This is a genomic window from Amycolatopsis methanolica 239, assembly GCF_000739085.1.
GTDB lineage: Bacteria > Actinomycetota > Actinomycetes > Mycobacteriales > Pseudonocardiaceae > Amycolatopsis_E > Amycolatopsis_E methanolica.
The window spans coordinates 2,989,666-3,014,337 of the sequence record NZ_CP009110.1 but is presented as its reverse complement, the minus strand read 5'-3'; the positions used below and the strand labels follow the sequence as shown (position 1 = coordinate 3,014,337).

At 72.3% G+C, this 24,672-nt stretch carries 25 protein-coding genes; 7 read left to right on the top strand and 18 right to left on the bottom strand.

Features of this window, described 5'->3' with window-relative positions:
- The first annotated feature begins 31 nt into the window (after nt 1-31).
- Nucleotides 32-2,137: a transglycosylase domain-containing protein gene (locus AMETH_RS14465; RefSeq protein WP_017987977.1), complete on the top strand. Its 2,106-nt coding sequence runs from the start codon at nt 32-34 to the stop codon at nt 2,135-2,137.
- Between the two features lie 290 nt (nt 2,138-2,427).
- A complete protein-coding gene (locus AMETH_RS37960) occupies nt 2,428-2,622 on the top strand; it encodes a hypothetical protein (protein WP_156131662.1) in 195 nt (64 codons plus the stop codon).
- Nucleotides 2,623-2,667: 45 nt separating this feature from the next.
- Here AMETH_RS37960 and AMETH_RS39185 read toward each other — a convergent pair whose 3' ends face one another.
- Genes AMETH_RS39185 through AMETH_RS14450 form a run of 3 tightly spaced genes read right to left on the bottom strand, consistent with a single transcriptional unit; the run spans nt 2,668 to nt 4,256 of the window.
- Entirely contained in the window at nt 2,668-3,162 is a 495-nt protein-coding gene (locus tag AMETH_RS39185) for a phosphodiester glycosidase family protein (RefSeq protein WP_051079601.1), read from the bottom strand.
- The gene (locus AMETH_RS39180) at nt 3,093-3,812 is read right to left on the bottom strand and encodes a hypothetical protein (protein ID WP_209436869.1); all 720 of its coding nucleotides are present in this window, start codon (nt 3,810-3,812) and stop codon (nt 3,093-3,095) included. Before AMETH_RS39180 ends, AMETH_RS39185 begins: the two co-directional genes overlap by 70 nt.
- A gap of 39 nt (nt 3,813-3,851) precedes the next feature.
- The gene (locus AMETH_RS14450; RefSeq protein ID WP_017987975.1) at nt 3,852-4,256 is read right to left on the bottom strand and encodes an SsgA family sporulation/cell division regulator; all 405 of its coding nucleotides are present in this window, start codon (nt 4,254-4,256) and stop codon (nt 3,852-3,854) included.
- A gap of 130 nt (nt 4,257-4,386) precedes the next feature.
- On the opposite strand from AMETH_RS14450, the gene AMETH_RS14445 reads away from it, so the two are divergent.
- Entirely contained in the window at nt 4,387-6,333 is a 1,947-nt protein-coding gene (locus AMETH_RS14445) for a YibE/F family protein (protein ID WP_017987974.1), read from the top strand.
- Nucleotides 6,334-6,418: 85 nt separating this feature from the next.
- Nucleotides 6,419-6,691 carry a hypothetical protein gene (locus AMETH_RS14440; RefSeq protein WP_017987973.1) on the top strand — a complete coding sequence of 91 codons (273 nt, stop codon included), beginning with the start codon at nt 6,419-6,421 and terminating at the stop codon, nt 6,689-6,691.
- Here the strand turns inward: AMETH_RS14440 and AMETH_RS14435 are convergent.
- Nucleotides 6,648-7,301, bottom strand: coding sequence for a hypothetical protein (locus AMETH_RS14435; protein ID WP_017987972.1), 654 nt, complete (start codon nt 7,299-7,301; stop codon nt 6,648-6,650). The genes AMETH_RS14440 and AMETH_RS14435 overlap by 44 nt on opposite strands.
- 10 nt (nt 7,302-7,311) lie before the next feature.
- Nucleotides 7,312-7,920: an MBL fold metallo-hydrolase gene (locus tag AMETH_RS14430; protein ID WP_017987971.1), complete on the bottom strand. Its 609-nt coding sequence runs from the start codon at nt 7,918-7,920 to the stop codon at nt 7,312-7,314.
- Between the two features lie 145 nt (nt 7,921-8,065).
- Between AMETH_RS14430 and AMETH_RS14425 the strand changes: the two genes are divergently transcribed.
- Complete coding sequence (locus tag AMETH_RS14425; RefSeq protein ID WP_017987970.1) at nt 8,066-8,917, top strand: peptidylprolyl isomerase; 852 nt, start codon at nt 8,066-8,068, stop codon at nt 8,915-8,917.
- Between the two features lie 53 nt (nt 8,918-8,970).
- Here the strand turns inward: AMETH_RS14425 and AMETH_RS14420 are convergent, their stop codons facing one another.
- From AMETH_RS14420 to pdxS, 13 genes are all read right to left on the bottom strand, one after another.
- Nucleotides 8,971-9,744: an enoyl-CoA hydratase-related protein gene (locus AMETH_RS14420; protein WP_026153976.1), complete on the bottom strand. Its 774-nt coding sequence runs from the start codon at nt 9,742-9,744 to the stop codon at nt 8,971-8,973.
- Nucleotides 9,745-10,112: 368 nt separating this feature from the next.
- Entirely contained in the window at nt 10,113-12,443 is a 2,331-nt protein-coding gene (locus AMETH_RS14415; RefSeq protein WP_017987968.1) for a RelA/SpoT family protein, read from the bottom strand.
- Nucleotides 12,444-12,549: 106 nt separating this feature from the next.
- Nucleotides 12,550-13,068, bottom strand: coding sequence for an adenine phosphoribosyltransferase (locus AMETH_RS14410; protein ID WP_017987967.1), 519 nt, complete (start codon nt 13,066-13,068; stop codon nt 12,550-12,552).
- 1 nt (nt 13,069) lies between these two features.
- Nucleotides 13,070-14,299 (bottom strand): protein translocase subunit SecF, encoded by a 1,230-nt coding sequence (gene secF / locus AMETH_RS14405; protein WP_017987966.1) that lies wholly within the window; start codon nt 14,297-14,299, stop codon nt 13,070-13,072.
- 1 nt (nt 14,300) lies between these two features.
- Nucleotides 14,301-15,875, bottom strand: coding sequence for a protein translocase subunit SecD (secD, locus tag AMETH_RS14400; RefSeq protein ID WP_017987965.1), 1,575 nt, complete (start codon nt 15,873-15,875; stop codon nt 14,301-14,303).
- Nucleotides 15,876-16,015: 140 nt separating this feature from the next.
- Nucleotides 16,016-16,411 carry a preprotein translocase subunit YajC gene (gene yajC / locus AMETH_RS14395; protein WP_017987964.1) on the bottom strand — a complete coding sequence of 132 codons (396 nt, stop codon included), beginning with the start codon at nt 16,409-16,411 and terminating at the stop codon, nt 16,016-16,018.
- A gap of 97 nt (nt 16,412-16,508) precedes the next feature.
- Nucleotides 16,509-17,567, bottom strand: coding sequence for a Holliday junction branch migration DNA helicase RuvB (gene ruvB, locus AMETH_RS14390; protein WP_410468251.1), 1,059 nt, complete (start codon nt 17,565-17,567; stop codon nt 16,509-16,511).
- A 12-nt stretch (nt 17,568-17,579) separates the two neighbouring features.
- Nucleotides 17,580-18,173, bottom strand: coding sequence for a Holliday junction branch migration protein RuvA (gene ruvA / locus AMETH_RS14385; RefSeq protein WP_017987962.1), 594 nt, complete (start codon nt 18,171-18,173; stop codon nt 17,580-17,582).
- On the bottom strand, nt 18,170-18,799 hold the full coding sequence (gene ruvC / locus AMETH_RS14380) for a crossover junction endodeoxyribonuclease RuvC (protein WP_081617757.1): 630 nt from the start codon (nt 18,797-18,799) through the stop codon (nt 18,170-18,172). Before ruvC ends, ruvA begins: the two co-directional genes overlap by 4 nt.
- A gap of 96 nt (nt 18,800-18,895) precedes the next feature.
- Nucleotides 18,896-19,414, bottom strand: a complete 519-nt coding sequence (locus AMETH_RS14375) for a DUF4262 domain-containing protein (RefSeq protein ID WP_017987960.1) — start codon at nt 19,412-19,414, stop codon at nt 18,896-18,898.
- Between the two features lie 176 nt (nt 19,415-19,590).
- Entirely contained in the window at nt 19,591-20,343 is a 753-nt protein-coding gene (locus AMETH_RS14370; protein ID WP_017987959.1) for a YebC/PmpR family DNA-binding transcriptional regulator, read from the bottom strand.
- Nucleotides 20,340-20,975 carry a pyridoxal 5'-phosphate synthase glutaminase subunit PdxT gene (pdxT, locus tag AMETH_RS14365; protein ID WP_017987958.1) on the bottom strand — a complete coding sequence of 212 codons (636 nt, stop codon included), beginning with the start codon at nt 20,973-20,975 and terminating at the stop codon, nt 20,340-20,342. Before pdxT ends, AMETH_RS14370 begins: the two co-directional genes overlap by 4 nt.
- Before the next feature lie 87 nt (nt 20,976-21,062).
- Nucleotides 21,063-21,977 (bottom strand): pyridoxal 5'-phosphate synthase lyase subunit PdxS, encoded by a 915-nt coding sequence (gene pdxS, locus AMETH_RS14360; RefSeq protein WP_017987957.1) that lies wholly within the window; start codon nt 21,975-21,977, stop codon nt 21,063-21,065.
- Nucleotides 21,978-22,185: 208 nt separating this feature from the next.
- Here pdxS and AMETH_RS14355 point away from each other — a divergent pair, with 208 nt between their 5' ends.
- Together AMETH_RS14355 and AMETH_RS14350 are read left to right on the top strand one after the other, a co-directional pair.
- Nucleotides 22,186-24,309 carry an elongation factor G-like protein EF-G2 gene (locus AMETH_RS14355; RefSeq protein WP_026153975.1) on the top strand — a complete coding sequence of 708 codons (2,124 nt, stop codon included), beginning with the start codon at nt 22,186-22,188 and terminating at the stop codon, nt 24,307-24,309.
- 43 nt (nt 24,310-24,352) lie between these two features.
- Nucleotides 24,353-24,661, top strand: a complete 309-nt coding sequence (locus AMETH_RS14350) for a hypothetical protein (protein ID WP_017987955.1) — start codon at nt 24,353-24,355, stop codon at nt 24,659-24,661.
- The last annotated feature ends 11 nt before the right edge of the window (nt 24,662-24,672 follow it).

Below are 24,672 nucleotides of genomic sequence, written 5' to 3'. Positions count from 1 at the left end.
CTTCACGGCGGCCCGGTTACCCTCGCCTCCCGTGCGCCCGTCTCGTGCCCTCCCCCGGTTCCTCGCCTTCTGCGCCGTCGCGGGGATTCTCGTCGCCGGCGTCGTCGCGCCCGTCGCACTGGGCGCGGGTGTGCTGTCCAACCAGGTCGCCGACGCGGTGGACGGGATTTCCGCGACGCTGGCCAACAGCGAGCAGCCGCTGGTGACCACGGTGACCGACCGCGACGGCACGCCGATCGCGACGCTGTTCGACCAGTACCGCCTCCCGGTCACCGCGGACGAGATCGCACCGGCGATGAAGGCCGCGATCGTGTCGATCGAGGACCGCCGCTTCTACGACGAGGGCGGTGTCGACGTGAAGGGCATGGTGCGCGCGGTGCTGCACGACTCCTCCGGCGGCAGCACGCAGGGCGGGTCGACGATCACCCAGCAGTACGTCAAGAACTACCTCATCAACGTGGTCGACCGGAACGACAGGGCGGCGCAGCTGGCCGACCAGGCCGACACGATCGCCCGCAAGCTGCGGGAAGCCAAGATCGCCGTCCAGCTCGGACAGACGGTGTCCAAGGAGGACATCCTCACCGGCTACCTCGACGTCGTGGAGTTCACCGGCAACGTCTACGGGGTGGGGGCCGCCGCGCACGCCTACTTCGGCACCACGCCGGACAAGCTGACCGTGCCGCAGGCCGCGCTGCTCGCCGGGATGGTGAACAACCCCAACCTCTTCAACCCCTACACCCACCCGGACCAGGCCCGGCAGCGGCGCAACCTGGTGATCGACGCGATGGTCAGCACGAAGACTCTCAGCGCGGCCGACGGCGCCACGGCGAAGGCCGCGCCGCTCGGCGTGTTGCCGGACGGCCCGGACATCCCGTCCAGCACCTGCTTCGGCGCGGCGCCGGACGCCGGGTTCTTCTGCCAGTACGCGGAGAGCTACCTCGTCCAGGCCGGGTTCACCGCCGACCAGCTGGAGACCGGCGGATACACGATCCGCACGACGCTGGACCCGGTGGTGAGCCGGATCGCGAAGAACGCCGTGGACGCCAACGTGCCGACCACGCAGGACGGTGTGGCGAACACGTTCGCGGTCGTCCGGCCGGGCCAGGCAGGCCACGAGGTGCTCGCGATGGTCGCCAACCGCGACTACGGCACCGATCCGGCGCGGGGCGAGACGTCGACCAACATCGTGGCGGGCGCGAGCAACGTGTTCGGCGCAGGCTCGTCGTTCAAGATCTTCACCTCGGCCGCGGCGCTGGAGAGCGGGAAGGCGGGCCTGGACACCCCGCTGCCCAACCAGGCCGGCCAGTGCTTCACCCAGCCCGGCGCGAACCGGTACACGCGGCCCTATTGCGTGCAGAACGACGGGGTGGGCTACCCGGACCCGATCTCGCTGCGGGACGGGCTGGCCACCTCGCCGAACGTCGCCTTCGTCAACCTGGAGCAGCAGGTCGGCATGCCTGCTGTGCTGGACATGGCGCGGCGGCTGGGCCTGCGTAACACGCTGGCGACGAACGACGCGGGCGCGAAGCCCGATCCGTCGTCGTCGAACCCGCAGTACAGCCTGCCGCAGTCGCAGTACTTCCAGGACAAGCTGTCGTTCACGCTCGGCAACAGCCCGGTGAGCCCGCTGGAGATGGCGAACGTGTCGGCGACGCTGATGAGCGGCGGTACGTGGTGCCCGCCGAACCCGGTCCTGTCGGTCACCGACCGGTACGGGCACGACGTGCCGGTGCGGCAGCAGGCGTGCGAGCAGGTGGTGCCGCCGGGGCTGGCGGACTCACTGCTGAACGGGCTGAGCCAGGACACGGTGTCGGGCACCTCCGCGGCCGCGGCCGCCGCGGCCGGCTGGCACCACGCCGACTTCGGCAAGACCGGCACGACACAGCAGAGCGAGTCGGTGGCGTTCGTCGGCGGGGTCGACGACTACGCCGTGTCGTCCATGGTCTTCGCCGACGGCCCGCACCCGGCCGAGATCTGCCCCGGCACGCCGGTGCACCTGGGCTCGTGCGGACACGGCGCGTTCGGTGGCACGGTGGCGGCGCCGCCGTACTTCCACGCGATGAGCCAGATCCTGGGCAACCGCCCGGACATCCCGATCCCACCCGCCGATCCGGCTTACCTGCAGGCCCGCTCCTAGCTGTAGTGCCCACTGAGGTTGTGGACGCGGGTGATGGGTGGTTGGCCGCTGAGGATGGTGTGGGCGCGGTGGTGGTTGCCGATGGCTGGCCCCGATGTCGGCCAGCGCGGTGCGGAAGGCGTGCGAGCGCCGGTAAGCCAGGGCGTGGTCAGTCATGACCCGCTCAATGGCTGGGACGCCGTGGGCGGCGAAGGCCTGTGCGGCGCGGCGGAGGAAGGCAGCGCAGGTGGTGACGTTTCGTCGGGGTGTATTCCGGCGTAGGCCGGCCGGTGGTGATCACCGAAGGCGCAGTGCACGAACTCAAACCCGACCCGTGGTGCGCGGCGGGCGGCCTTGTGCTGATCACTGCCGCGACCGTGCGCCCGCCCGCCGCCACTCACATCGACATGCACCAGCTCGCCCGGCCGGTCCCGCTCATTCAGCTGGACCGCATCCGGCTGGGCGTGCCGCCGCAGGAGTGGCTGTCCGTCCCGTGTGGACGATGAAGGCAACCACGAACCCGGCGGCCGGGGCGTTCGCCGGTGTGCACGCTACCTCGCCGCCGCACTGGCACTGGTGGTGGGCGTCGTGCCGCGCCGGCTAACGCACGAACACGCCGATCCCGTTGGCGACCGCGCGTTCGGCGCCGTCCGAGGGGGTGTTGCGCACCGTCGCGGGGCGCCGCGGCCGGCCGTCACCAGGGTCGTCGACCCGCCGCCGTCGAGGTTCACGGCCTCGCTCGCGCCCAGCGACGCCAGCAACGCGGCGACCTCGCCGACCCCCATCCCGGTGCTGGCTGCGCTGCGGCCGTCGACCGCGAGCAGGTACAGCGTCCGCCCGTCCGCGCTCGCCCCGGCCGCCGTGCGCGGTGCGAGCGAGGCGTCCAGCCCGGGCAGCGCGGCCCCGTCGTCGAGGATGGGGAACCCGCCGACCGCGAACTCGAACGGCGGCACGCCGCGGGCGACGAGCCGGTCGGTCACCAGCACCCGGTCGCCCACCCGGAGCCCGGCCAGCTCGGCCGCCCCGCGCTCGCGGCCGAGCAGCACGACGCTGCCGGGCTCGTCGGCCCCGCGCCCGCGCCCGCGGACTCGGCGACCACGACCCCGTGCCGCACGACGACCTCTTCGACCTGCGGGGTGCACGGCGCCGAGCGGCTGGTGCCGGTGCCGCAGGCCGCGCGGGCCCGGGACATCGCGCCCCAGTTGGGGGTGTAGACGCCGATGCCGTCCACCGGCAGCGCGTACTGGTTGAGCCCTTCCAGGTCGAACTCGCCCGCCCGGGAGCGCAGCGTGCCCGCGAACTCCAGCCGCGCGGTGCGCAACCGGTGGTCGGCGCCGAAGCCGAACACGTCGCTGGTGGTGACCCCGGACGGCATCGCGGGCCCGAACCGCTGCCAGAAGTCGCCGTTGATCCCCGCGACCGCGTGCTGCGCGGTGACCAGGGCGGAGACGGTGGCCCGCTCGGCGACCGACGCGGGGTGCAGCAGGTCGACGTCCACGCGCGGATCGGTCAGGTCGGCCGTGACGAGGTGCGCGACGACCAGTCCGTGCGCGCTGGACAACGTCAGCGTCCGGTAGGTGGCGCCGCGGGCCAGCGCGGTGTCGGCGCCGCCGCGGGAGCCGTGACGAGGAGGAGCAGGAGGGCGGCGATCGCCGCCGTGGCGCGCGTGAGCAGGCTCATCCGCGGAGTTGATCACGGCGTGGTGAACGCCGTTCGCCGCCGCGGGGAACGGGGCTCAGACCTTGGTGACCTCCGCGATGAACCCGTCCACGTCGACCAGGTCGCCCTCCGCGCCGAGCGGCACGAGCGCGTGGGTGGAGGCGATGAAGCGGGCCGCGCCCTCGCGGCTGAACTCGACGATCGCGTACCCGTCCGGCGACTCCAGCTCCATCATCAGCTGGTCCGGGCCGGCCGTCATGTCGGGCCGGATCCGCACGTCGCCCTCGCCCGCCGGCGCGTTCAGGCCTTCGACGAGCAGGTCGCGCGCGAAGCACCACTCGACCCACCGGCCGCGGTCGGCGCGGAAGGACAGCGTGACGGCGTAGGGATCGGCGGTGGTGTAGCTCCACCGCGAAAAGACCGGGATGTCGTAGCCGTCCAGGCTGACGAACTGGTGTTCTTCGACCGTTTCGGCGTGCACGATGGGCCTCCTGTCCTCCCGCTGCTCTACGCCAGTAGGACGGAACTGCGCCGCCGTCGTTACGCCGTTTCGCGGAGGAATTTCACGACCCACCCGCTGGAGTGACACGGGAGGGCGGGACGATGGACCGGTGCAGCACGACGACGACCCCGCGGCGGAGACCGGGCCGATCCGCCGCGTCCCCGGGCCGCCTGCTGCCGACCCGGGACAACGCCGCGCGCGACGAGCCCGCGGCTACGCCGAGAGCGACGCGCCGTCCGCGCCCACCGGCCCGCGCCACGCCCCCGCCGACGCTCGCCGGTCCGGGCGCCTGGACGGCTCCGATGGAGCCGTCCGCGGGACCGGGAGCGCTGCCCGCCGAAGCCACCACGCCACCGGCCCTGCCGAGGAGAGCCACCTCCGCGGCCGCCACCACCCCGCCGCGACCCGGCGCGGGCACGCCCCCGGCGCCGGAACCCACCACACCAGCACCGAGCCAGACGCCGACCGCCCCGGCGCAGCACACCGCCCCGGCGCCCGCCACCCCCGGAGCGCGGACACCACCGGACAACACCCCACCACCGAACCCACACCCGACCCCGCCACCACACCCCGCGCGAACAGCACCATCCGACGCGGAACCACCCCCAGCGCCGACGGCACCCACCACACCAGCACCGATCCAGACCCCGACCTCCCCGGCGCAGCACACCGCGCCAAAGGCACCCGCCGCGCCCTGGAGGCGGACGGGCACCAGCCCACCGCCGAGCCGGCACCAGACCACGCCGAACGCCCCCGCACCGCGCGCCGCACCAGGGCCGACGGCAGCACCGCCGCCCCCAGCCGCCGCCGGGCTGCCGCGCCGCCCGTCACCCCACCTGCCGGGCACGGCCACGGTCACGGCCACTCCCCCGCGCCCCCGGCCTCCCGGCGCGTCAAGCTCCTCCTCATCTGGCTGCTCGCGCCCATCGCGGCCCTCACCGTCGCCGGGCTGCTCCTGCTCTACCCCTGGGGCCAGGACAAGCCCACCTCGGCGATCTCCCAGGGCAGCCCGATCCACGGCACCATCACCACCGCCACCTCCGGCCCGTGCCTGGCCGACGGTCAGGTGCAGGTCGGCGACCAGCCGGACGCCAAGCCCTGCCTCGCCGCCACGATCGCCCTCACCGACGGCCCGGGCAGCGGGCGCAGCGTCGAGCTGACCGTCCCCATCGAGCCGAGCACACCACGCTTCACCGCCGGGGACGACGTCGTACTGGCCTACAACGGCGGGGACGCCACCGATCCCGCTTCCTACCAGCTGGTCGACTTCCAGCGCGGCTTCCCGCTCGCGGTGCTCGCCGCGCTGTTCGCGATCGCCGTGGTCGTCCTCGGGCGCTGGCATGGCGTGGCCGCGCTCGGCGCGCTGGTCCTCAGCTTCGTCGTGCTCGTGGCGTTCGTGCTGCCCGCGATCCTGGCCGGGGAGAACCCGCTGCTGGTCGCGATCGTGGGCGCCGGGCTGATCATGTTCATCGCCCTGTACCTGACCCACGGCGTGTCCGCCCGCACGTCGGTCGCGGTGCTGGGCACGCTGGTGAGCCTCGCGCTGATCGGCACGCTGTCGGCGATCTTCTCCGCGGCCGCGTCCCTGACCGGCCTGGACGACAGCACCTCCACGCTCATCGCCGCGCTCGGTCACGGCATCGACGCGCGCGGCCTGCTGCTGGCCGGCATCGTCATCGGCGCGCTCGGCGTGCTCGACGACGTCACTGTCACCCAGACCAGCGCGGTGTGGGAGCTGCGGCGCGCCAACCCGTCGCTGAGCTGGCGCGAGCTGTACTCCGCCGGGCTGCGCATCGGCCGCGACCACGTCGGCTCGGCGGTGAACACGCTGGTCATGGCCTACGCGGGCGCGGCGCTGCCGGTGATGCTGTACTCGTCGATCTCCGGCGTCGGGCTCGGCGCGATCCTCGGCTCGCAGGACATCGCGCAGGAGATCGTCCGGACACTGGCAGGCAGCGTCGGCATTGTCGCGGCCGTGCCGGTGACCACCGTCCTGGCCGCGGTGATCGCCAGCCGGGAGCCCATGAGTCACATCAGCCACACCAGCGCCCACTAGCCACAGCCGGGCACCCCGGCCTGGTCGCGGCCCCCGCGATGCGGTACGAAGGCCGGGCACAGTTCCCGTCCGGCGGGGAGGGGTCATGGTCGTTCACGCACTGCCGCGGCGCCTGACGAAAGCCGTGGCCGGCACGTTCACGAGCCTGCCGCGGATCGCCACCGCCCTCACCGAGCTGCGCGACGCGGCCAAGCACCTGGAGCGGCTCGCCACCTTCGCGGCGGAGGAGCTGCCGGAGATCGTCTACCAGCTGGAAGGCATCCGCGAGCAGCTGGCCCGGATCGAGGACCGGCTCGGCGGCCGCAACGGCGAAGTCAGCCCAGCTGCGCGACGAACCGGCTCACAGCCTCCATCGTGAACCGCTGCGCGATCTTGCCCGACGGCGCCGCGGACGCCAGCTGGTAGAGCGGCCGGTCCGGCACGCCGGCGCCGCGCGCTTCGGCCCGCAGCTGCGCGACCAGCAGCTCGGAAAAGACCAGCCCGTTGGCCTCGATGTTGTTCGCCACCGCGTCGGCCAGCTTCCGCAGCGTGAGGATGGGCAGCTCGCGCCCGCCGGTGCCGGCGTAGACCGCCAGGTCGATCTTGACGACCTGCCCGCGCTGCCCGGAGTTGAACAGCAGGCTGACCGTGCGCGCGCCGCGCACGTCGGTCACCAGCAGGTCGATGCGCCGCGCCTGCGCCAGATCCACCCGGCTGGTGCGCCACGTGCGCACCAGCACGGCGCTGCCCTCCAGCCACAGCTTGCGCCGCACGTTCCACAGCACGACGTACAGCAGCGGCAAGCCGACCACCGCCGCGGCGACCAGGCCCGCGACCTGCCCGCCGATCAGGCCCGCGATCCCGCCGAACGCGGCGGCCATGATCAGCACGCCCGCCAGTCCGGAGATCAGCCTGCGGCGCGTCAGCCCCGGGTCCTCCTGGTGCAGCGGCAGCCGCTGCGGTTCCACCGGCTTCTTCGGCTCGGTCACTTCTCCCCCATCACCGCGCCGGGACGACGCTGCGCGCCCCGCTCAGGAACGGATTGCCGGCCCGTTCACGGCCGATCGTCGTGGCCGGGCCGTGCCCGGGCAGCACCACCGTGTCGTCGGGCAGCGGCAGCAGCGCGTCGCGCAGGGACTCCCCGAGCCGCCGCTGGTCGCCACGGCCGACCGAGCCTGCGAAGAGCGTGTCGCCGGTCAGGGCCAGCCTGCCGCCCTCCGGTGTGGTCACGCGGAACACCACCGAGCCGTCGGTGTGGCCGGGCACCAGGTCGACGTCGATCGCCAGGCCGGCCAGCTCCAGCGGCGCGCCGGTCAGGTCGCGCACGTCGGCGGGCTCGCCGCCCTCGTGCAGGCCGCGGTCGGCGGGGTGGATCCACATCGGAACGTCGTGCGCCGCAGTCAACACCGGAGCGCCTCCGACATGGTCGGAGTGGCCGTGGGTGGCCAGCACGGCCGCCGGGGTCAGGCGGTGCTCGGCGAGGGCCTCGGCGACGCGGGCCGCGGAGTCCTCGCCCGGGTCGACCACCACGCAGGCGGTGTCCGGGCCGGGCGCGAGCAGGTAGCAGTTGGCCCGCAGCGCGCCTGCCGGAAACCCGACGACGAGCACGAAAACCCACCTCCGCGTCGACCCGTCCACCCGTGCCCGGGATGCCCGGCACCCACCCTAACCGGGGCTGTACAGGGTCCTCACAGGCTGTGCCCATAGACTGCCGCCACCCGATCGGTGACGTCGAGTGGATTCTGGAGGGCAGGTGGCGACCAACCAGCAGCGCCGTGAGGCCGCGAAGCGCAAGCTCGAGCGGCAGATGGCCCGCCGGGCGGAGCAGGCGCGACGGCGCAAGATCGTCGGCGTCGGCGCGACCGTCGGCGCGGTGGTCGTGGTCGCCGGGCTGGTGGTGTTCTTCGCTACCCGCGGCGGCGACGGCGGCGACGCGGCGGCCTCCCCGACGACCTCGCCCTCGGCGACCGAGCTGAACATCCCGACGCAGCGCGCCGCGGTGCCGCACCGGCCGACGCCGCTGGCGAACCCCGTGCAGTGCGAGTACCCGGCCACGCCGAACGAGCCGGCCGCGAAGCCGAACAACCCGCCGCAGACCAAGGACATCCCATCGACCGGGACGGTGAACGTCACGCTGAAGACCACCGCCGGCGACATCCCGCTGACGCTGGACCGCGCACTCGCGCCGTGCACCGTGAACAGCTTCCTGAGCCTGGCGCAGCAGGGGTACTACACCGACACCTCGTGCGCGCGGCTGGGCACCGACGCGAGCCTGATGATGCTGCAGTGCGGCGACCCGAGCGGCACCGGCAGCGGCGGTCCCGGCTACTCGTTCGCCGACGAGACGTTCCCCGAGCTGACCTACGGCCGCGGCCTTCTGGCGATGGCCAACGCGGGCCCGAACACCAACGGCAGCCAGTTCTTCATGGTGTACGGCCCGGCGGAGCTGAGCCCGGACTACACGGTGTTCGGCTCGATCGGCGACGCGGGCCTGGAGGTGCTCGACAAGGTGGCGCGCGCCGGCCACGACGGCAGCTTCGACCCGAGCCCGGGTGGCGGCAAGCCGAACATGGAGGTCAAGTTCACCGCGGTGACGATCGGCTGAGTTCTTGTCGCGGGAGCGGCCTCCGTCCGGTTCGGACGGAGGCCGCTTCGTCGTCAGGAGGCGGTGAACTTCGGCGGGCGGCGGTCGAGGAAGGCAGCCACGCCCTCGGCGTAGTCCTCGCCGTGGATGGCCGCCGAGCGGATCCCCTCGACCTCGCTGTCGCTTTCGGACTGTCCGTCGAGGATCTTGCCGATGATCCGGTTCATACCGCGGACCGAGGTCTGCGACCGGGAGCAGAGGGTGGCCGCGAAGTCCGACACGCCGGCGTCGAGGTCGGTGAACACGTCGTTGAGGAGGCCGATCTCGCGGGCGCGGGCGGCGTCGATGAGCTGGCCGGAGAGCAGGAAGTACCGCGCGTGGGCGGGCCCGATGAGGGACACCAGCTGGCGGGTGGAGCGGAAGTCGTAGACGATGCCGAGTTTCGCCGGAGTGATCCCGAAGCGCGCGGTGGTGTCGGCGAAGCGGAAGTCGCAGGCGACGGAGATCTGGCAGCCGCCGCCGATGCAGTTGCCGCGGATCTTCGCCACGGTCGGCTTCGTCATCCCGGCCAGGGCGGTGACCGCGCCCTCGACGACCTGGTCGTAGGCGGCGGCGCCGTCGGCGGTGGAGCGCAGGCTGCCGAACTCGGAGATGTCCGCCCCGGCCGAGAAGTCCGGGCCGGCACCGGTCAGGACGAGCACCTTGAGCCCCGGATCGCCCTCCACCTCGGCGACGACGTCCGGAATGGCCGCCCACATGTCGTGGGAAATCGCGTTCTTCTTCTCCGGCCGCGCGAAGGTGAGGGTGGCCACATCCCCGTCGCGCGCGAACTCCAGCCCAGCTGTCATGAGCCGACACTAGAGGGCACGCCCGGGCGAGCGCCGTGAGCCACACCACCGCGGGCCGACAGTGGCTCTCACCCCGGCGGGGCAGCCCCGCCGGGCATCGCTAACAATGTTCAAACTCCACGCGAGTCGCCTCCCGATCCGAGATCGGGGTAGGCAGGGCCTTCACTCACAACGGCGCAGCCTCGGGCGCGTCCACCCGCGGGCGGCGGCGCATCCACAGTGGAGCCCGCGTCCTCGCCACCGGCCACCGCGTCGAGTCGGCGCAACCACCCAGCGCAGGCTGCGGCGACTACGCGTTCTCTGGGCGACCGAGGACGAAGCGTCGACGCTCGGCTTCGTGCTCACCCTCGGTTGACCGCCCGGATGCCCTAGGAAGCCGACGTCACGCGGTACACGTCGTAGACGCCCTCCACGCCGCGCACCACCTTGAGCACGTGGCCCAGGTGCTTGGGGTCGCCCATTTCGAAGGTGAACCGGCTGACCGCCACCCGGTCGCGCGACGTCTGCACCGAGGCGGACAGGATGTTCACCTTCTCATCGGCCAGCACCTTCGTCACGTCGGACAGCAGGCGGTGCCTGTCCAGCGCCTCGACCTGGATGGACACCAGGAAGACCGAGTTCGCGGACGGCGCCCACTCCACTTCGACCAGCCGCTCGGGCTGTGCGCGCAGGTCCTCGGCGTTCGTGCAGTCCGTGCGGTGCACGCTGACGCCGCCGCCGCGGGTGACGAAACCGAGGATCTCGTCGCCGGGCACCGGGGTGCAGCAGCGCGCCAGCTTGGTCCACACGTCGGTGGCGTCCTTGACCACGACACCCACGTCGTTGGCCGCGCGGCGCCGGGTGACCGTGGACGGCGTGGACCGGGCCGCGAGCTCGTCCTCGGCCTCCTCGACGCCACCGATCAGCGCCACCAGCCGCTGCACGACGTGCTTCGCGCTGACGTGGCTCTCGCCCACCGCCGCGTACAGCGAGCTGATGTCCGGGTGGTGCAGCTCGGCCGCCAGCGCGCCCATCGCCTCCGCGGACACCAGGCGCTGCAACGGGAGGCCGACCTTGCGGACCTCCTTGGTGATCGCGTCCTTGCCGGCGTCGATCGCCTCGTCGCGGCGTTCCTTGGCGAACCACTGGCGGATCTTGGCGCGCGCCTTGGGCGACTTGGCGAACGTCAGCCAGTCGCGGCTCGGCCCGGAGTTCTCCGCCTTGGAGGTGAAGATCTCGACGACGTCGCCGTTCTCCAGTTTGCGTTCCAGCGCCACCAGGCGGCCGTTGACGCGCGCGCCGATGCACCGGTGCCCGACTTCGGTGTGCACGGCGTAGGCGAAGTCCACCGGCGTGCCGCCGACGGGCAGCGTCACCACGTCGCCCTTGGGCGTGAACACGAAGATCTCGCGGGCGGCCAGTTCGTAGCGCAGCGAGTCGAGGAACTCGCCGGGGTCCGCGGCCTCCCGCTGCCAGTCGAGCAGCTGCCGCATCCACGCCATCTCGTCGATGTCGACCGCGGTGCCGTGGTGGGTGCCCTTGGTTTCCTTGTACCGCCAGTGCGCCGCGATGCCGTACTCGGCCGTGTGGTGCATCTCGTAGGTGCGGATCTGCACCTCGAGGGGCTTGCCGTCGGGGCCGATCACCGTGGTGTGCAGCGACTGGTACACGCCGAACCGCGGCTGGGCGATGTAGTCCTTGAACCGGCCCGGCATCGGCTGCCACAGCGCGTGCACGACACCCATGGCGGCGTAGCAGTCGCGCACGTCCTCGACGAGGATCCGCACGCCCACCAGGTCGTGGATGTCGTCGAGGTCCCGGCCGCGGACGATCATCTTCTGGTGGATCGAGTAGTAGTGCTTGGGCCGCCCCTCGACCTTCGCGGTGATGCGGGAGCCGCCGAGCGCGCCGGTCAGCTCGTCGATCACCTTGCGCAGGTAGATGTCCCGCGACGGGGCCCGGTCGGCGACCAGGCGGACGATCTCGTCGTACTTCTTGGGCTGCAGGATCGCGAACGCGAGGTCCTCCAGCTCCCACTTGACGGTGGCCATGCCCAGCCGGTGCGCCAGCGGGGCCAGCACCTCCAGGGTCTCCTTGGCCTTGCGGACCTGCTTCTCCGGCGGCAGGAACCGCATGGTGCGCATGTTGTGCAGCCGGTCGGCGAGCTTGATGACCAGCACGCGCGGATCGCGGGCCATCGCGATGACCATCTTGCGGATGGTCTCGGCCTCGGCCGCCGTGCCGAGCTTCACCTTGTCCAGCTTGGTCACGCCGTCGACGAGCTGGGCGACCTTGTCGCCGAAGTCGGCGGTCAGCTGCTCCACCGAGTAGCCGGTGTCCTCGACCGTGTCGTGCAGCAGCGCGGCGACCAGCGTGGTGGTGTCCATGCCCAGCTCGGCGAGGATGGTCGCCACCGCGAGCGGGTGCGTGATGTACGGGTCGCCGGACTTGCGCCGCTGGTGGCGGTGCAGCTCCTCGGCGACGTCGTAGGCGCGCTGCAGGAGGCTCAGGTCGGCGTTCGGGTGCAGGTCGCGGTGGATCGCGGCGAGCGGCTCCAGCACCTGCTTCACCGGCGCGGCGCGCTGAGCGGTGATCCGCCGCGCGAGCCGGGCGCGGACCCGCCGCGTGGCGGACGGTGCCCTGGTGACGCCCTGCGGCTGCGTGCCGCGGTTGTCGGCGGTCTCCCGGGCGGGCGCCGGGCTTTCGAGCTCCTGGCTCAAGCCCACCTCCTGCTGATCGCGCGGCCTTCAGAGCACCAAGCGTAACCCCGGCGGGCCACCTCGTTGTTCCCAGCCGCGCCGACCGCCGCGCTCGCGCGCCGAACGGTCAGGTGACCAGGAGCGAGCTGACCTTCCGGCCACTCAGCGCCGACCGCCCGTCGAGGGCGGCCAGCTCCATCACCACGGACACGCCGGTGACCGTAGCGCCGGCCTTCTCCAGCAGCTCACAGGCCGCGGCGACGGTGCCGCCGGTGGCGAGCACGTCGTCGAGCACCACGGCCCGCTGCCCCGGCCGCACCACGCCGGACGGCAGCTCCAGGGTCGCCGAGCCGTACTCCAGGGCGTAGTCCACCCGCCCGGCCACGTTGGGCAGCTTCCCGGGCTTGCGCACCAGGACGACACCCATCCCGCGGGCGTAGCCGACGGCCGCGGCGAGCAGGAACCCGCGCGCCTCGACCGCGGCCAGCACGTCAGTGCCCGGGTCGACCGTCGCCGCCAGCGCGTCGATCACCGCCGCGAACCCGTCCGCGTCGGCGAACAGCGGCGACAGGTCCCGGAACAGCACACCGGGCTCCGGGAAGTCCGGCACCTCGGCGATCAGGCCGAGCGCACGCTCCAGGTCCACGTCAGCGCTTCCGCTTGCCCGACGGCCGCCCGCGCCGCGGCTGCGACTTCGGGGTGCGGGCCGGGATGCTCGCGGCCGCCGCGTAGGCCTTCTCCTTGCGCAGCTCGGCGTCCAGCGCCTCGTCGTCGCTCGCGTCGAAGTCGGCCTCGCGCTCGGCGGCCTTGCGGGCCTGGTTGGCGCGGCGCGCGCGGACCCGCTCGGCCTGCTGCTTGTACCTCGGGTCGCGCATCTTGAAGTCCACCAGCAGCGGGGTCGCCAGGAACAGCGACGACAGCACGCCGGCGAGCATGCCGCTCAGCTGCACCAGCGCGAGGTCCTGCAGCGTGCCGGACCCGAGCAGGATGTAGCCGACGACCAGCAGGCCCAGCACCGGCAGCAGCGCGATGACCGAGGTGTTGATCGAGCGCATCAGCGTCTGGTTCAGCGCCAGGTTCGCGGTCTCGGCGTAGGTGCGGCGCGTCAGGCCGAGGATGCCGCGGGTGTTCTCCTTGACCTTGTCGAACACCACCACGGTGTCGTAGAGGGAGAACCCGAGGATGGTCAGCAGGCCGATCACCGTCGCCGGCGTGACCTCGAACCCGACGAGCGAGTAGATGCCCGCGGTGACGACGATGTCGTGCACCAGCGCGATGAGCGCGGTGACCGCCATCCAGCGCTCGAAGTAGACCGCCAGGAACACGGTCACCAGGACCATGAACACGGCGAGCGCGATCAGCGCCTGCTGCGAGATCTCCTGGCCCCAGGACGCGCTGACCGCGCTGTCGCTGATGGCCTGCACGCTCGGCTGGCCGTTGCCGCCGATCGGCTGGAGCTGGTCGAACAGGGTCTGCTTGACCTTGGCGACCTGGTCGGCGTCGAGGGTGTCCGACCGCAGCTCGACGGTGGCCGCGTCGCCGACGCCGACCGTCTGCGCCGAGTCGGCCTGCTGGCCGAGCGCGTCGGCGAACGCCTGCTTGGCCTCGTCGGCGGTGATCGGGCCGTTCGCGCCGCGCGCCGGCATCTGGATCTGGGTGCCGCCCTCGAACTCGATGCCGAGGTTGAAGCCCTTGATGCCGATCGAGGCGATGCACACCAGGACCAGGACCGCGAAGAAGATGTACCAGCGCTTGCGCTTGCCGACGATGTCGAAGGCGCCGGTGCCGACGTAGAGGCGGTGGAAGACGCTCTCCCGCCCGGCCTTCTTCGTGGCCGGCGCGGCGTCCGTGCTCTCGGTGTTCAGCTCGTCTGCCACGTCAGGACTCCTTCGCGCCCGCGCCGGCGGGCACCTTGCGCGCGGACCGGCGCTCCGCGGCCAGCGTCTGCACGCCGCCGAGGCCGGTGAGCTTCGGCTGGGACAGGAACTTCGACCTCGACGCCAGCGCGACCAGCGGGTGCGTCACGAGGAACACCACGATCAGGTCGAGCACGGTCGACATGCCGAGGGTGAACGCGAAGCCCTGGACGTCGCCCACCGCGATGGCGTAGAGCACCGCGGAGGCGAGGAACATGACCGCGTCCGAGGCCAGGATCGTGCGGCGGGCGCGCACCCAGCCGCGCGGCACCGCGGAGCGGAAGCTGCGGCCGCCCTCGCGGATCTCGTCCTTGAGCCGTTCGAAGAACACCACGAACGAGTCCGCGGTGACACCGATCGCGATGATGAACCCGGCGACGCCCGCCAGGTCGAGCGTGAAGTTGATCCACCGCCCGAGCAGGACCAGCACCGCGTAGACGATCAGGCCGGACAACGCCAGCGAGACGACCGTGAGCACCCCGAGCAGGCGGTAGTAGACCAGGCAGTAGATGAACACCAGCGCGAGGCCGATGCCGCCGGCGATCAGGCCCGCCTCGAGCGAGGCGAGGCCGAGTGTGGCCGATACGGTGGTGGCGTCGGAGGAGGTGAACGACAGCGGCAGCGAGCCGTACTTCAGGACGTCGGCGAGGTCCTTGGTCTGCGCCTGCGTGAAGTTGCCGCTGATCTGGGTGTTGCCGTCGAGGATCGCGCTCTGGATGGTCGGCGCGGACACGACCTGCGTGTCGAGCACGAACGCGGCGCGCTGGCCGATGTTGGCCGTGGTGAAGTCGGCCCAGACCTGGCGGCCCTCGGACTTGAAGGTGAGGTCGACGGTCCACTGCGGCTTGTTCTGCGCCGGCGACGAGGACACCGCGTTGTCGATCTCGGTGCCCTTCAGGAACACCGGGCCGAGCAGATACTTCTCCGTGCCGGCCTGGTCGCAGGTGAGCAGCGGCAGGTTCGGGTCGTCGTTGCCGCGCAGCGGGTCCTGCGTGGAGCAGGTGAACGCGGCCAGCGCGGCGGACGCGTTCGGCCCCGCGGCGAGCGAGTCGCCGGTGCCGGTGACCAGGTCCGCGGCCTGGCGGGCGGCCTTGGCCTCCTGGATCGCGGCCGGGTCGTCGGCCTGACCGGGCGGCGGCGCGACCGGCGGGGTGGTCACCGGCTGCGCGTCGATCACCTTGCGGAAGCCGAGCTGGGCGGTCTGGCCGAGCTTCTTGGCCTGGTCGCCCTGCTCGCCGGGGACGGTGATCACGATGTTGTTGCCGTCGAGGACCACCTCGGTGCCGCTGACCCCGATCCCGTTCACGCGGGTCTCGATGATCTGGCGCGCCTGGTTGAGCGACTCGCGCGAGGGCGCGGAGCCGTCCGGGGTGCGCGCGCTCAGCGTCACCCGGGTGCCGCCCTGCAGGTCGATGCCCAGCTTCGGCGTGGGCTTCCCGCCGCCGGTGAAGAACACCAGGGCGTAGAGCACGACCACGATCAGGACGAAGAAGCCGAGATAGCGTCCCGGGCGGATCCGCCCGGCCGGTGGTGCCACGGTGGTCGTTCTCCTCGACGGTCAGCTACGCGGGGTTCGTGCCGCCTACGCGGCGGTACGCAGACACTACTCGCCGCGTTGTGAACGCGGCGTTGACCCCGGCGTCACCACCGGACGCCGGGGTGTTGCCCTCCGTTGGGCTACTTCTTCTCGCTCTCCAGCGACGGAGCAACGGCCTTCTCGCCGGCCTCGGCCCTGGGCGCCTCGACCGTCTCGGTGACCTCGGCGGTCTCGGCCGCGTCGTCCTCGTCGGTCTCGACCTCGTCGGCCACCTCGGGCGCGACCTTCTCGCGCACCGCCTGGCGCAGCCACGTCGTCACGACGCCGGGCGCGATCTCGATGTCGATCGTGGTGTCGCTGCTGGTGTCCGCCACCGTGCCGTACAGGCCGGAGGTGGTCATCACCCGGTCGCCCTCGGACAGGCTGCTCTGCAGCTTCTGCTGCTCCTGCACAGCACGCTTCTGCTTCCGGGTGCCCATCACCAGCGGGATCGCCACGACGAGCATGAGCAGCAACGGCAGGAAAAGCTGTTCCATGATTCTCCATTCGGTGTGCGACGCCCGGCCGCTCACCAATTTGTCCGGATGTGCTCTTTCGAGTGTGCCAGGCACCACTGGCCAGGCCAGCACCCGGTTAGTCGAACAGGGTAGGCCCTGCCTGGTCCGGGCGGGGCGGGGGGCGCAGCCCCAGGTGCTCCCAGGCACTCGCCGTCGCCACCCGGCCACGCGGAGTGCGCGCGAGCATACCCGCGCGCACCAGGTAGGGCTCGCAGACTTCCTCGACCGTCGCCGGTTCCTCGCCGACGGCGACGGCGAGGGTGGACACCCCGACCGGACCGCCGCCGAAGGAGTGCACCAGCGCCGACAGCACCGCGCGGTCCAGCCGGTCCAGGCCAAGCTCGTCGACGTCGTAGACGGCCAGCGCGGCGCGGGCGACGGCGAGGGTGACCTTGCCGTCCTCGCGGACCTCGGCGTAGTCGCGGACGCGGCGCAGCAGCCGGTTGGCGATGCGGGGCGTGCCGCGCGAGCGGCGGGCGATCTCCGCGCTGCCCTCGGCGTCGATCTCGATGTCCAGGATCTTCGCCGAGCGGCGGACCACCTGGTCGAGCTCGTGGTCGGCGTAGAACTCCATCTGGCCGGTGAAGCCGAACCGGTCGCGCAGCGGGCCGGTCAGCGCACCGGAGCGGGTGGTGGCGCCGACCAGGGTGAACGGCGCGATCTCCAGCGGGATGCTGGTGGCGCCCGGGCCCTTGCCGACGACCACGTCGACGCGGAAGTCCTCCATCGCCAGGTAGAGCATCTCCTCGGCGGGGCGCGCGATCCGGTGGATCTCGTCGATGAACAGCACGTCGCCCTCGGCGAGGTTGGACAGCATCGCGGCGAGGTCGCCGGCGCGTTCCAGCGCCGGGCCAGAGGTGATGCGGATCGAGGCGTCCAGCTCGGCCGCGACGATCATCGCGAGGCTCGTCTTGCCCAGGCCGGGCGGGCCGGACAGCAGGACGTGGTCCGGCGGCACGCCGCGCCGCCGGGCGCTCTCCAGCACCAGTTCCAGCTGCTCGCGCACGCGCGGCTGGCCGATGAACTCGCTCAGCCTGCTCGGGCGCAGCGTCGTCTCCATCTCGCGCTCGCCCAGCTGGGGCAGCGCGGAGAGGGTCTCGTCCGCCGGGTGCTCGGTCACCTCTTCATCGTGCACGCGTCAGCAGCCTCACTTGCGCCCGAGGGTGCTCAGCGCGGCGCGCAGCACGGCCGGGGTGGTGTCGGCGCCGCCGGCGGCCAGCACCTTCTCCACGGCCTGCTCGGCCTGCTTGGCGGGGAAGCCGAGGCCGGTGAGCGCCTCGACGACCTCGGCGCGCACCGCGCCCGCCGCCGGTGCCGCGGCGGCCTCGGCACTCCCGCCGGCCGCGGTGACCTTGTCCCGCAGTTCCAGGGTGAGCCGCTCGGCACCTTTGCGGCCGATGCCCGGCACCTGGGTGAGCACGGTGATGTTGCCTTCGGCGAGCGCCGTGCGCAGCTTGTCCGGGTCGAGCACGGCCAGCGCCGCCAGCGCCAGCCGCGGCCCGATGCCGGAGACGGTCTGCAGCAGCCCGAACAGCTCGCGGGCCTCGGCGTCGGCGAAGCCGAACAGCGTCAGCGAGTCCTCGCGCACGACGAGCGACGTGTAGAGGCGGACCTCTTCGCCGCGCCGCAGCGTGGCCAGCGTCGACGGCGTGGCCTGCACCGCGAGGCCGACCCCGCCGACCTCCACCACGACGTGGTCGAGCCCGACCGAAAGCACCTCGCCCCGGACCGAGGAGATCATCCCCGCACTCCCTTCCCTGGTGTCCGCGTGTTCGCCCGGCGGGGCGCCACCGCCGCCACGGTGCCTGCCGACTTCGCCGCCGCGGCGAGCCGGGCCTTGTGCGCGCGGGCGAGTTCGGCCGCGCGCGCCTCGGCTTCGGCGAGCCGGTCGCGCATCGGCTGGCGCCACAGGTGGCAGATGGCCAGCGCGAGCGCGTCGGCCGCGTCGGCCGGGCGCGGCGCCTGCGCGAGCCCGAGCAGCCGGGTGACCATGCCGGTGACCTGCGCCTTGTCCGCGCGGCCGCTGCCGGTGACGGCGGCCTTGACCTCGCTCGGGGTGTGGAAGACGACCGGCAGCCCGCGGCGGGCGGCGGCCAGCGCCACGACTCCCCCGGCCTGCGCGGTGCCCATCGCGGTGCGCACGTTGTGCTGGCTGAAGACGCGCTCGACGGCGACCGCCTCCGGACGGTAGGTGTCCAGCCAGTGCTCGACGGCGTCGGAGACCGCGAGCAGGCGCCGTTCCAGCGTGTCGTCGACCGGCGTGCGGACGACGTCCACCGCGACGCAGCTGACGGTGCGGCCGGTCCCCCCGTCCACCACGCCGAGCCCGCACCGGGTCAGTCCGGGGTCCACGCCGAGCACTCGCACCGATCACCCTCCTGCCGCCGAACACGCGTTCGAGGTGAGGCTACCGCGCCACGCGGCGCGCGCCCGGCAGGACGCGCCGGGGCCGATGATCGTCCTTTATGGACCGTCGACGCCCGGGGTCCAGCTCTCCGGCGCGCCGCTCTCGGTCAGCACCGGCTGCCAGTCGGCGAACCCCTCCGGCGCGTCCGCGCTCCACGGCCAGTGCCCGTCCGGCGTGGCGACGATGATCTGCAGCGCGGGGAAGTCGCCGTCCGGGTAGACGAGGAACGCGCTGCCGAGGTACTCGAGGTAGTGGCCCTTGGCGACGCGCTCGAAGGTGACCGGCACGCCCTCGAAGAAGTCGTCGTAGACCTTGCCCGGCACGAACTCCTCGCCGTTGGCGGCGCGGTCCACGTACGCGTCGAGCAGGATCGGCGCCATCTGCTCGGGCAGCCCGACGACGACGGCCTCGGGGACCTCGTGCAGCGCCCACACGCACGCCGTGAACGCGTACCCCGCGCCGGAATCGTCGGCCGCCACGGAGATCACCGCGTTGCCGCGGGTCTCGGCCTGGTTGACGATCCACTCGAGGAGGTCGGATTCTTCGGGCACGAGGGTCTCGGTCACGGGCGGCATTCTGCCGTACGCCGGCGGCGGCGGGACAGCCCCCGGTGGTGGAAAATTCCCGTTGCACGCCAAGGCCCTCCGGTGCGGGCGCACCGGAGGGCCTTGGGAAGTACGGTGTTACGCGCCGACCTCTTCGAACACCTCGTCGGAAACATGGAATTCGACGCAGGGCGTACACGTTCCCGTCACGCGCTGACCTCTTCGAGCACCTCGTCGGAAACGTCGAAGTTGGCGTACACGTTCTGGACGTCGTCGCAGTCCTCCAGCGCGTCGATCAGCCGGAAGACCTTCTTGGCGCCCTCGGCGTCCAGCGGGACGCTGACCGACGGCAGGAACGTCGGATCGGCCGACTCGTAGTCGTATCCGGCGTCCTGCAGCGCCTTGCGGACGTTGACCAGGTCGGTGGCCTCGGAGACGATCTCGAAGTTGTCGCCGAGGTCGTTGACCTCCTCCGCGCCCGCGTCGAGGACGGCCATCAGGACGTCGTCCTCGGACAGGTCGTTCTTGGGCATGATCACCACGCCCTTGCGGTTGAACAGGTACGACACCGAGCCCGGGTCGGCGAGCGAGCCGCCGTTGCGGGTCAGCGCGGTGCGCACCTCGCCTGCCGCGCGGTTGCGGTTGTCGGTCAGGCACTCGATCAGCACGGCGACGCCGTTGGGGCCGTAGCCCTCGTAGTTGATCGTCTGCCAGTCCGCGCCGCCCGCTTCCTCACCGGCGCCGCGCTTGCGGGCGCGCTCGATGTTGTCCTGCGGGACCGAGTTCTTCTTCGCCTTCTGGATGGCGTCGTAGAGGGTCGGGTTGCCCTCGGGATCGCCCCCGCCGGTCCGCGCGGCGACCTCGATGTTCTTGATGAGTCTCGCGAACAGCTTGCCACGCTTGGCGTCGAGGGCGGCCTTCTTGTGCTTCGTGGTGGCCCACTTGGAGTGGCCGCTCATCTCTCCTCCGTCTCGCTCGTCGTCGCCGCGTCCCGCACCATCTCCACGAACAGGCGATGGACCCGATCGTCACCGGTCAGCTCCGGGTGGAAGGCCGTGGCGAGCACCGGCCCCTGCCGGACCGCGACGATCCTAGCGCCGGTGCCGTCGGCGCCGGGCACCGTGGCCAGCACCTCGACCCCGTCGCCTGCTTTTTCCACCCACGGGGCGCGGATGAAGACCGCGTGCAGGGGGCCGCCGGGGAGCGCCGCGAAGGCCAGGTCCTCCTCGAAGGAGTCCACCTGGCGGCCGAAGGCGTTGCGCCGGACGATCACGTCCAGCGCGCCGAGCTGGTGCTGGTCGGGACGGCCGTCCAGGGCCTGCTTCGCGAGCAGGATCATGCCCGCGCACGAGCCGAAGGCGGGCAGTCCCGCGGCCAGCCGCTCGCGGAGCGGGCCGAGCAGCTCGAACGTCTCGAGCAGGCGCGACATGGTGGTGGACTCGCCGCCGGGCAGGACGAGCCCGTCGACGGCGGCCAGCTCGGACTCGCGCCGGACGGCGACGGCGCGCCCGCCCGCGCTCTCGACCATGGCGGCGTGCTCCCGCACGTCCCCCTGCAGCGCGAGAACGCCGATCACCGGTACCGCGGACACCTGACCTCCTGGAACACGTCGAAAACCACTGTACGACCGCGCAACGGGGGCCGGTCGCGCCCACGCGACCGGCCCCCGCGCCGAGAACTACCAGCCGCGCTCGGCGAGCCGGTGCGGCTCCGGCACGTCGTCCACGTTGATGCCGACCATCGCCTCGCCAAGGCCGCGCGACACCTTCGCGATCACGTCCGGGTCGTCATGGAACGTGGTGGCCTTGACGATCGCCTCGGCGCGCTTGGCGGGGTCGCCGGACTTGAAGATGCCGGAGCCGACGAACACGCCCTCGGCGCCGAGCTGCATCATCATCGCGGCGTCGGCCGGGGTCGCGATGCCGCCCGCGGTGAACAGCACGACCGGCAGCTTGCCCTTCTCCGCCACCTCACGAACCAGCTCGTAGGGCGCCTGCAGCTCCTTGGCCGCCACGTACAGCTCGTCCTCCGGCAACGACGTGAGCCGCCGGATCTCGGCGCGGATCTTGCGCATGTGGGTAGTCGCGTTGGACACGTCGCCGGTGCCCGCCTCGCCCTTGGAGCGGATCATGGCCGCGCCCTCGTTGATGCGGCGCAGGGCCTCGCCCAGGTTCGTCGCCCCGCACACGAACGGCACCGTGAAGGCCCACTTGTCGATGTGGTTGGCGTAATCGGCGGGGGTGAGCACCTCGGACTCGTCGATGTAGTCGACACCGAGCGCCTGGAGCACCTGCGCCTCGACGAAGTGGCCGATCCGCGCCTTGGCCATCACCGGGATGGAGACCGTGTCGATGATGCCCTCGATGAGGTCCGGGTCGCTCATCCGCGCCACCCCGCCCTGCGCGCGGATGTCGGCGGGCACGCGCTCGAGCGCCATCACGGCCACCGCGCCGGCATCCTCGGCGATCTTGGCCTGCTCGGGGGTGACGACGTCCATGATCACGCCGCCCTTGAGCATCTCGGCCATGCCGCGCTTGACGCGCGCGGTGCCCGTTTCGGGCGTGGCGGAACTGCTGGACTGAACTTCGGACACGACAGAACGCCTTTCACGAAACACAGAGGGGGTTCGGTGTCCAGTCTAGGTTCCGGTGGACCGCTCCCCCAGGCCAGTTCGCCGCGATTTCAGCAGTCCACTTTCGCCCCGCGGGCACAACCTGTCCGCGCGGGGTTGCCGGACCATGCTCGCCGGGTGTGTGATCGAGGACACACCTTTCGACAGCGTCGTCCCCGGGGAGCCCGTCATGGCCGACAAACAAGCCCGCACCGTCGATGCCGGAGCCGCGGTCGCTGTAGACGACCCGGTCAAGGTTCGCAACGTGGTCCTGGTCGGTCCGTCCGGCTCCGGCAAGACCACCCTCACCGAGGCCCTGCTCACGGTGTCCGGCACCGTGACCAGGGCCGGTTCCGTTGTGGAGGGCACCACGGTCTGCGACCACGACCCGGCGGCCGTGCGCCAGCAGCGCTCGGTCGGGCTCTCCGTCGCGCCGGTGACGCACGACGGGCACAAGATCAACCTGATCGACACCCCCGGCTACGCCGACTTCGTGGGCGAGCTGCGGGCCGGTCTGCGTGCCGCCGACGCCGCGTTGTTCGTGGTGTGCTCGGCCGAGGGCGTCGACCCGGCGACGGTGGCCATCTGGGAGGAGTGCGCCGCGGTGGGCATGCCGCGCGCCGTGATCGTCTCCCGCCTCGACCACCACCGCGCTGACCCCGAGGGTGAGATCGCCGCGTGCCAGGACGCGTTCGGCGCCGGCGTGCTGCCGCTGTACCTGCCCGCGAGCGGCCCGGAGCCGGGCCTGGTCGGGCTGATCACGCGCCGGCTGTACGACTACTCGGACGGCTTCCTGCCGCGCCTCGGCGAACCGTCGCCCGCGGACCTGGAGCGGCTGACCGAGGCGCGCAACGAGCTGATCGAGGGCATCATCGCCGAGAGCGAGGACGAAACCCTGATGGACCGCTACCTCGCGGGCGAGGAGATCAGCGAGGACACGCTGGTCTCGGACCTGGAGACGGCCGTGGCCCGCGGGTCCTTCCACCCGGTGATCCCGGTGTGCGCGGCCACCGGCGTGGGGCTGGCCGAGGTGCTCGACGGCATCGTCCGCGCCTTCCCGTCACCGCTGGAGCACAAGCTGCCGCCGGTCACCACGCCCGAGGGCGCCCCGCACCCCGAGCTGAGCACCGACCCGGACGGGCCGCTGGCCGCCGAGGTGGTGCGCACCGCGGTCGACTCCTACGTCGGGCGGGTGTCGCTCGTCCGGGTGTTCTCCGGAACGCTGCGGCCCGAGCGGCCGGTGCACGTGTCCGGGCACGGCATGGCCGAACGCGGCCACGAGGACCACGACACCGACGAGCGGGTGGCGCACCTGTACTCGCCGCTGGGCGCGAACCTGCGCGAGGTGCCCTACTGCGTCGCCGGTGACCTGTGCGCGCTGACGAAGGTCGGGTCGGCCGAGACCGGCGACACCGTCTCCTCCCCCGAGCACCCGCTGCTGATGCGCCCGTGGCCGATGCCGGAGCCGCTCTTGCCGGTGGCCGTCGTAGCCCGCAACCGCAGCGACGAGGACGCCCTGGCGCGCAACCTGTCCCGCCTGGTGGCCGGCGACCCGACGCTGCGGCTGGAGCGCAATGCCGAGACGGCGCAACTGGTCCTGTGGTGCATGGGCGAGGCGCACGCGGACGTCGTGCTGTCCCGGCTGCGGGCAGGCGGGGCCGAGGTGGACACCGAGCCGGTGAAGACGAGCCTGCGCGAGACCTTCGCCGCGCCGGCGAAGGGGCACGGGCGGCACGTGAAGCAGTCCGGCGGGCACGGCCAGTACGCGGTGTGCGACATCGAGGTCGAGCCGCTGCCGCGGGGCGCCGGGTTCGAGTTCGTGGACCGGATCGTCGGCGGGGCCGTGCCGCACCAGTTCATCCCGAGTGTGGAGAAGGGGGTGCGGGCGCAGCTGCAACGCGGGCTGGTGGCCGGCTACCCGGTGGTCGACGTGCGCGTGACGCTCGTCGACGGCAAGGCGCACAGCGTGGATTCCTCGGACGCGGCGTTCCAGACCGCCGGCGCGCTGGCGCTGAAGGAGGCCGCCGCGAACGGGCGGGTGGTGCTGCTCGAACCGCTGGACGAGGTCGACGTCCGGGTGCCCGACGAGTACCTGGGCGCGGTGCTCGGCGACCTGTCCTCGCGGCGTGGCCGGGTGCTGGGGACGGAGTCGGTGAGCGGCGGGCGGAGCATCGTCCGCGCCGAGGTGCCCGCGACCGAGCTGCTGCGGTACACCACGGAGCTGCGGTCGCTGAGCTCCGGCACGGCGACGTTCACCCGGCGGCACACGCGCTACGACCCGATGCCGGACAACCTGGTGGCGGCGCACGCCTGAAATTCACGGGCGCTGGCCGCGGTGGGTTGCCTATTCTCGCCGCATGACCAGCAAGCGCTACCACGAGGACGCGGCGGTGCTGGCGGCGATCGGCACGGCGATCGGTGCGCACCGGATCACCGTCCGGCTGCCCCGCGCGCTCGCCGAGGCCGCCGTGGCCGCCTGGCAGCGCGACGAGACCGGCCCGGTGGAGCCGGAGACGCCGGAGCAGTGGGTGCTGCGCGACCGCGCGGCCGAGCTGGCGCTGATCGGGCTCGCGGTGTCCGAGCGGGGCCGGCCGGACGGCGATTTCGTGGTGGTGGACCTGGATGTGGCCGCGGCCGGCGCCGCGGTGCGAGCCGCCCGGGAGTGAGCCGGAGGCGG

Excerpts from the sequence above, each read along its gene's own strand:
- AMETH_RS14420 (WP_026153976.1), bottom strand. The coding sequence starts at position 9,744 with ATGACAGCTGGGCTGGAGTTCGCGCGCGACGGGGATGTGGCCACCCTC.
- AMETH_RS14375 (WP_017987960.1), bottom strand. The coding sequence starts at position 19,414 with ATGCCGCCCGTGACCGAGACCCTCGTGCCCGAAGAATCCGACCTCCTC.
- AMETH_RS14370 (WP_017987959.1), bottom strand. The coding sequence starts at position 20,343 with ATGAGCGGCCACTCCAAGTGGGCCACCACGAAGCACAAGAAGGCCGCC.
- AMETH_RS14440 (WP_017987973.1), top strand. The coding sequence starts at position 6,419 with ATGGTCGTTCACGCACTGCCGCGGCGCCTGACGAAAGCCGTGGCCGGC.
- yajC (WP_017987964.1), bottom strand. The coding sequence starts at position 16,411 with ATGGAACAGCTTTTCCTGCCGTTGCTGCTCATGCTCGTCGTGGCGATC.
- AMETH_RS14350 (WP_017987955.1), top strand. The coding sequence starts at position 24,353 with ATGACCAGCAAGCGCTACCACGAGGACGCGGCGGTGCTGGCGGCGATC.
- ruvA (WP_017987962.1), bottom strand. The coding sequence starts at position 18,173 with ATGATCTCCTCGGTCCGGGGCGAGGTGCTTTCGGTCGGGCTCGACCAC.
- AMETH_RS14355 (WP_026153975.1), top strand. The coding sequence starts at position 22,186 with ATGGCCGACAAACAAGCCCGCACCGTCGATGCCGGAGCCGCGGTCGCT.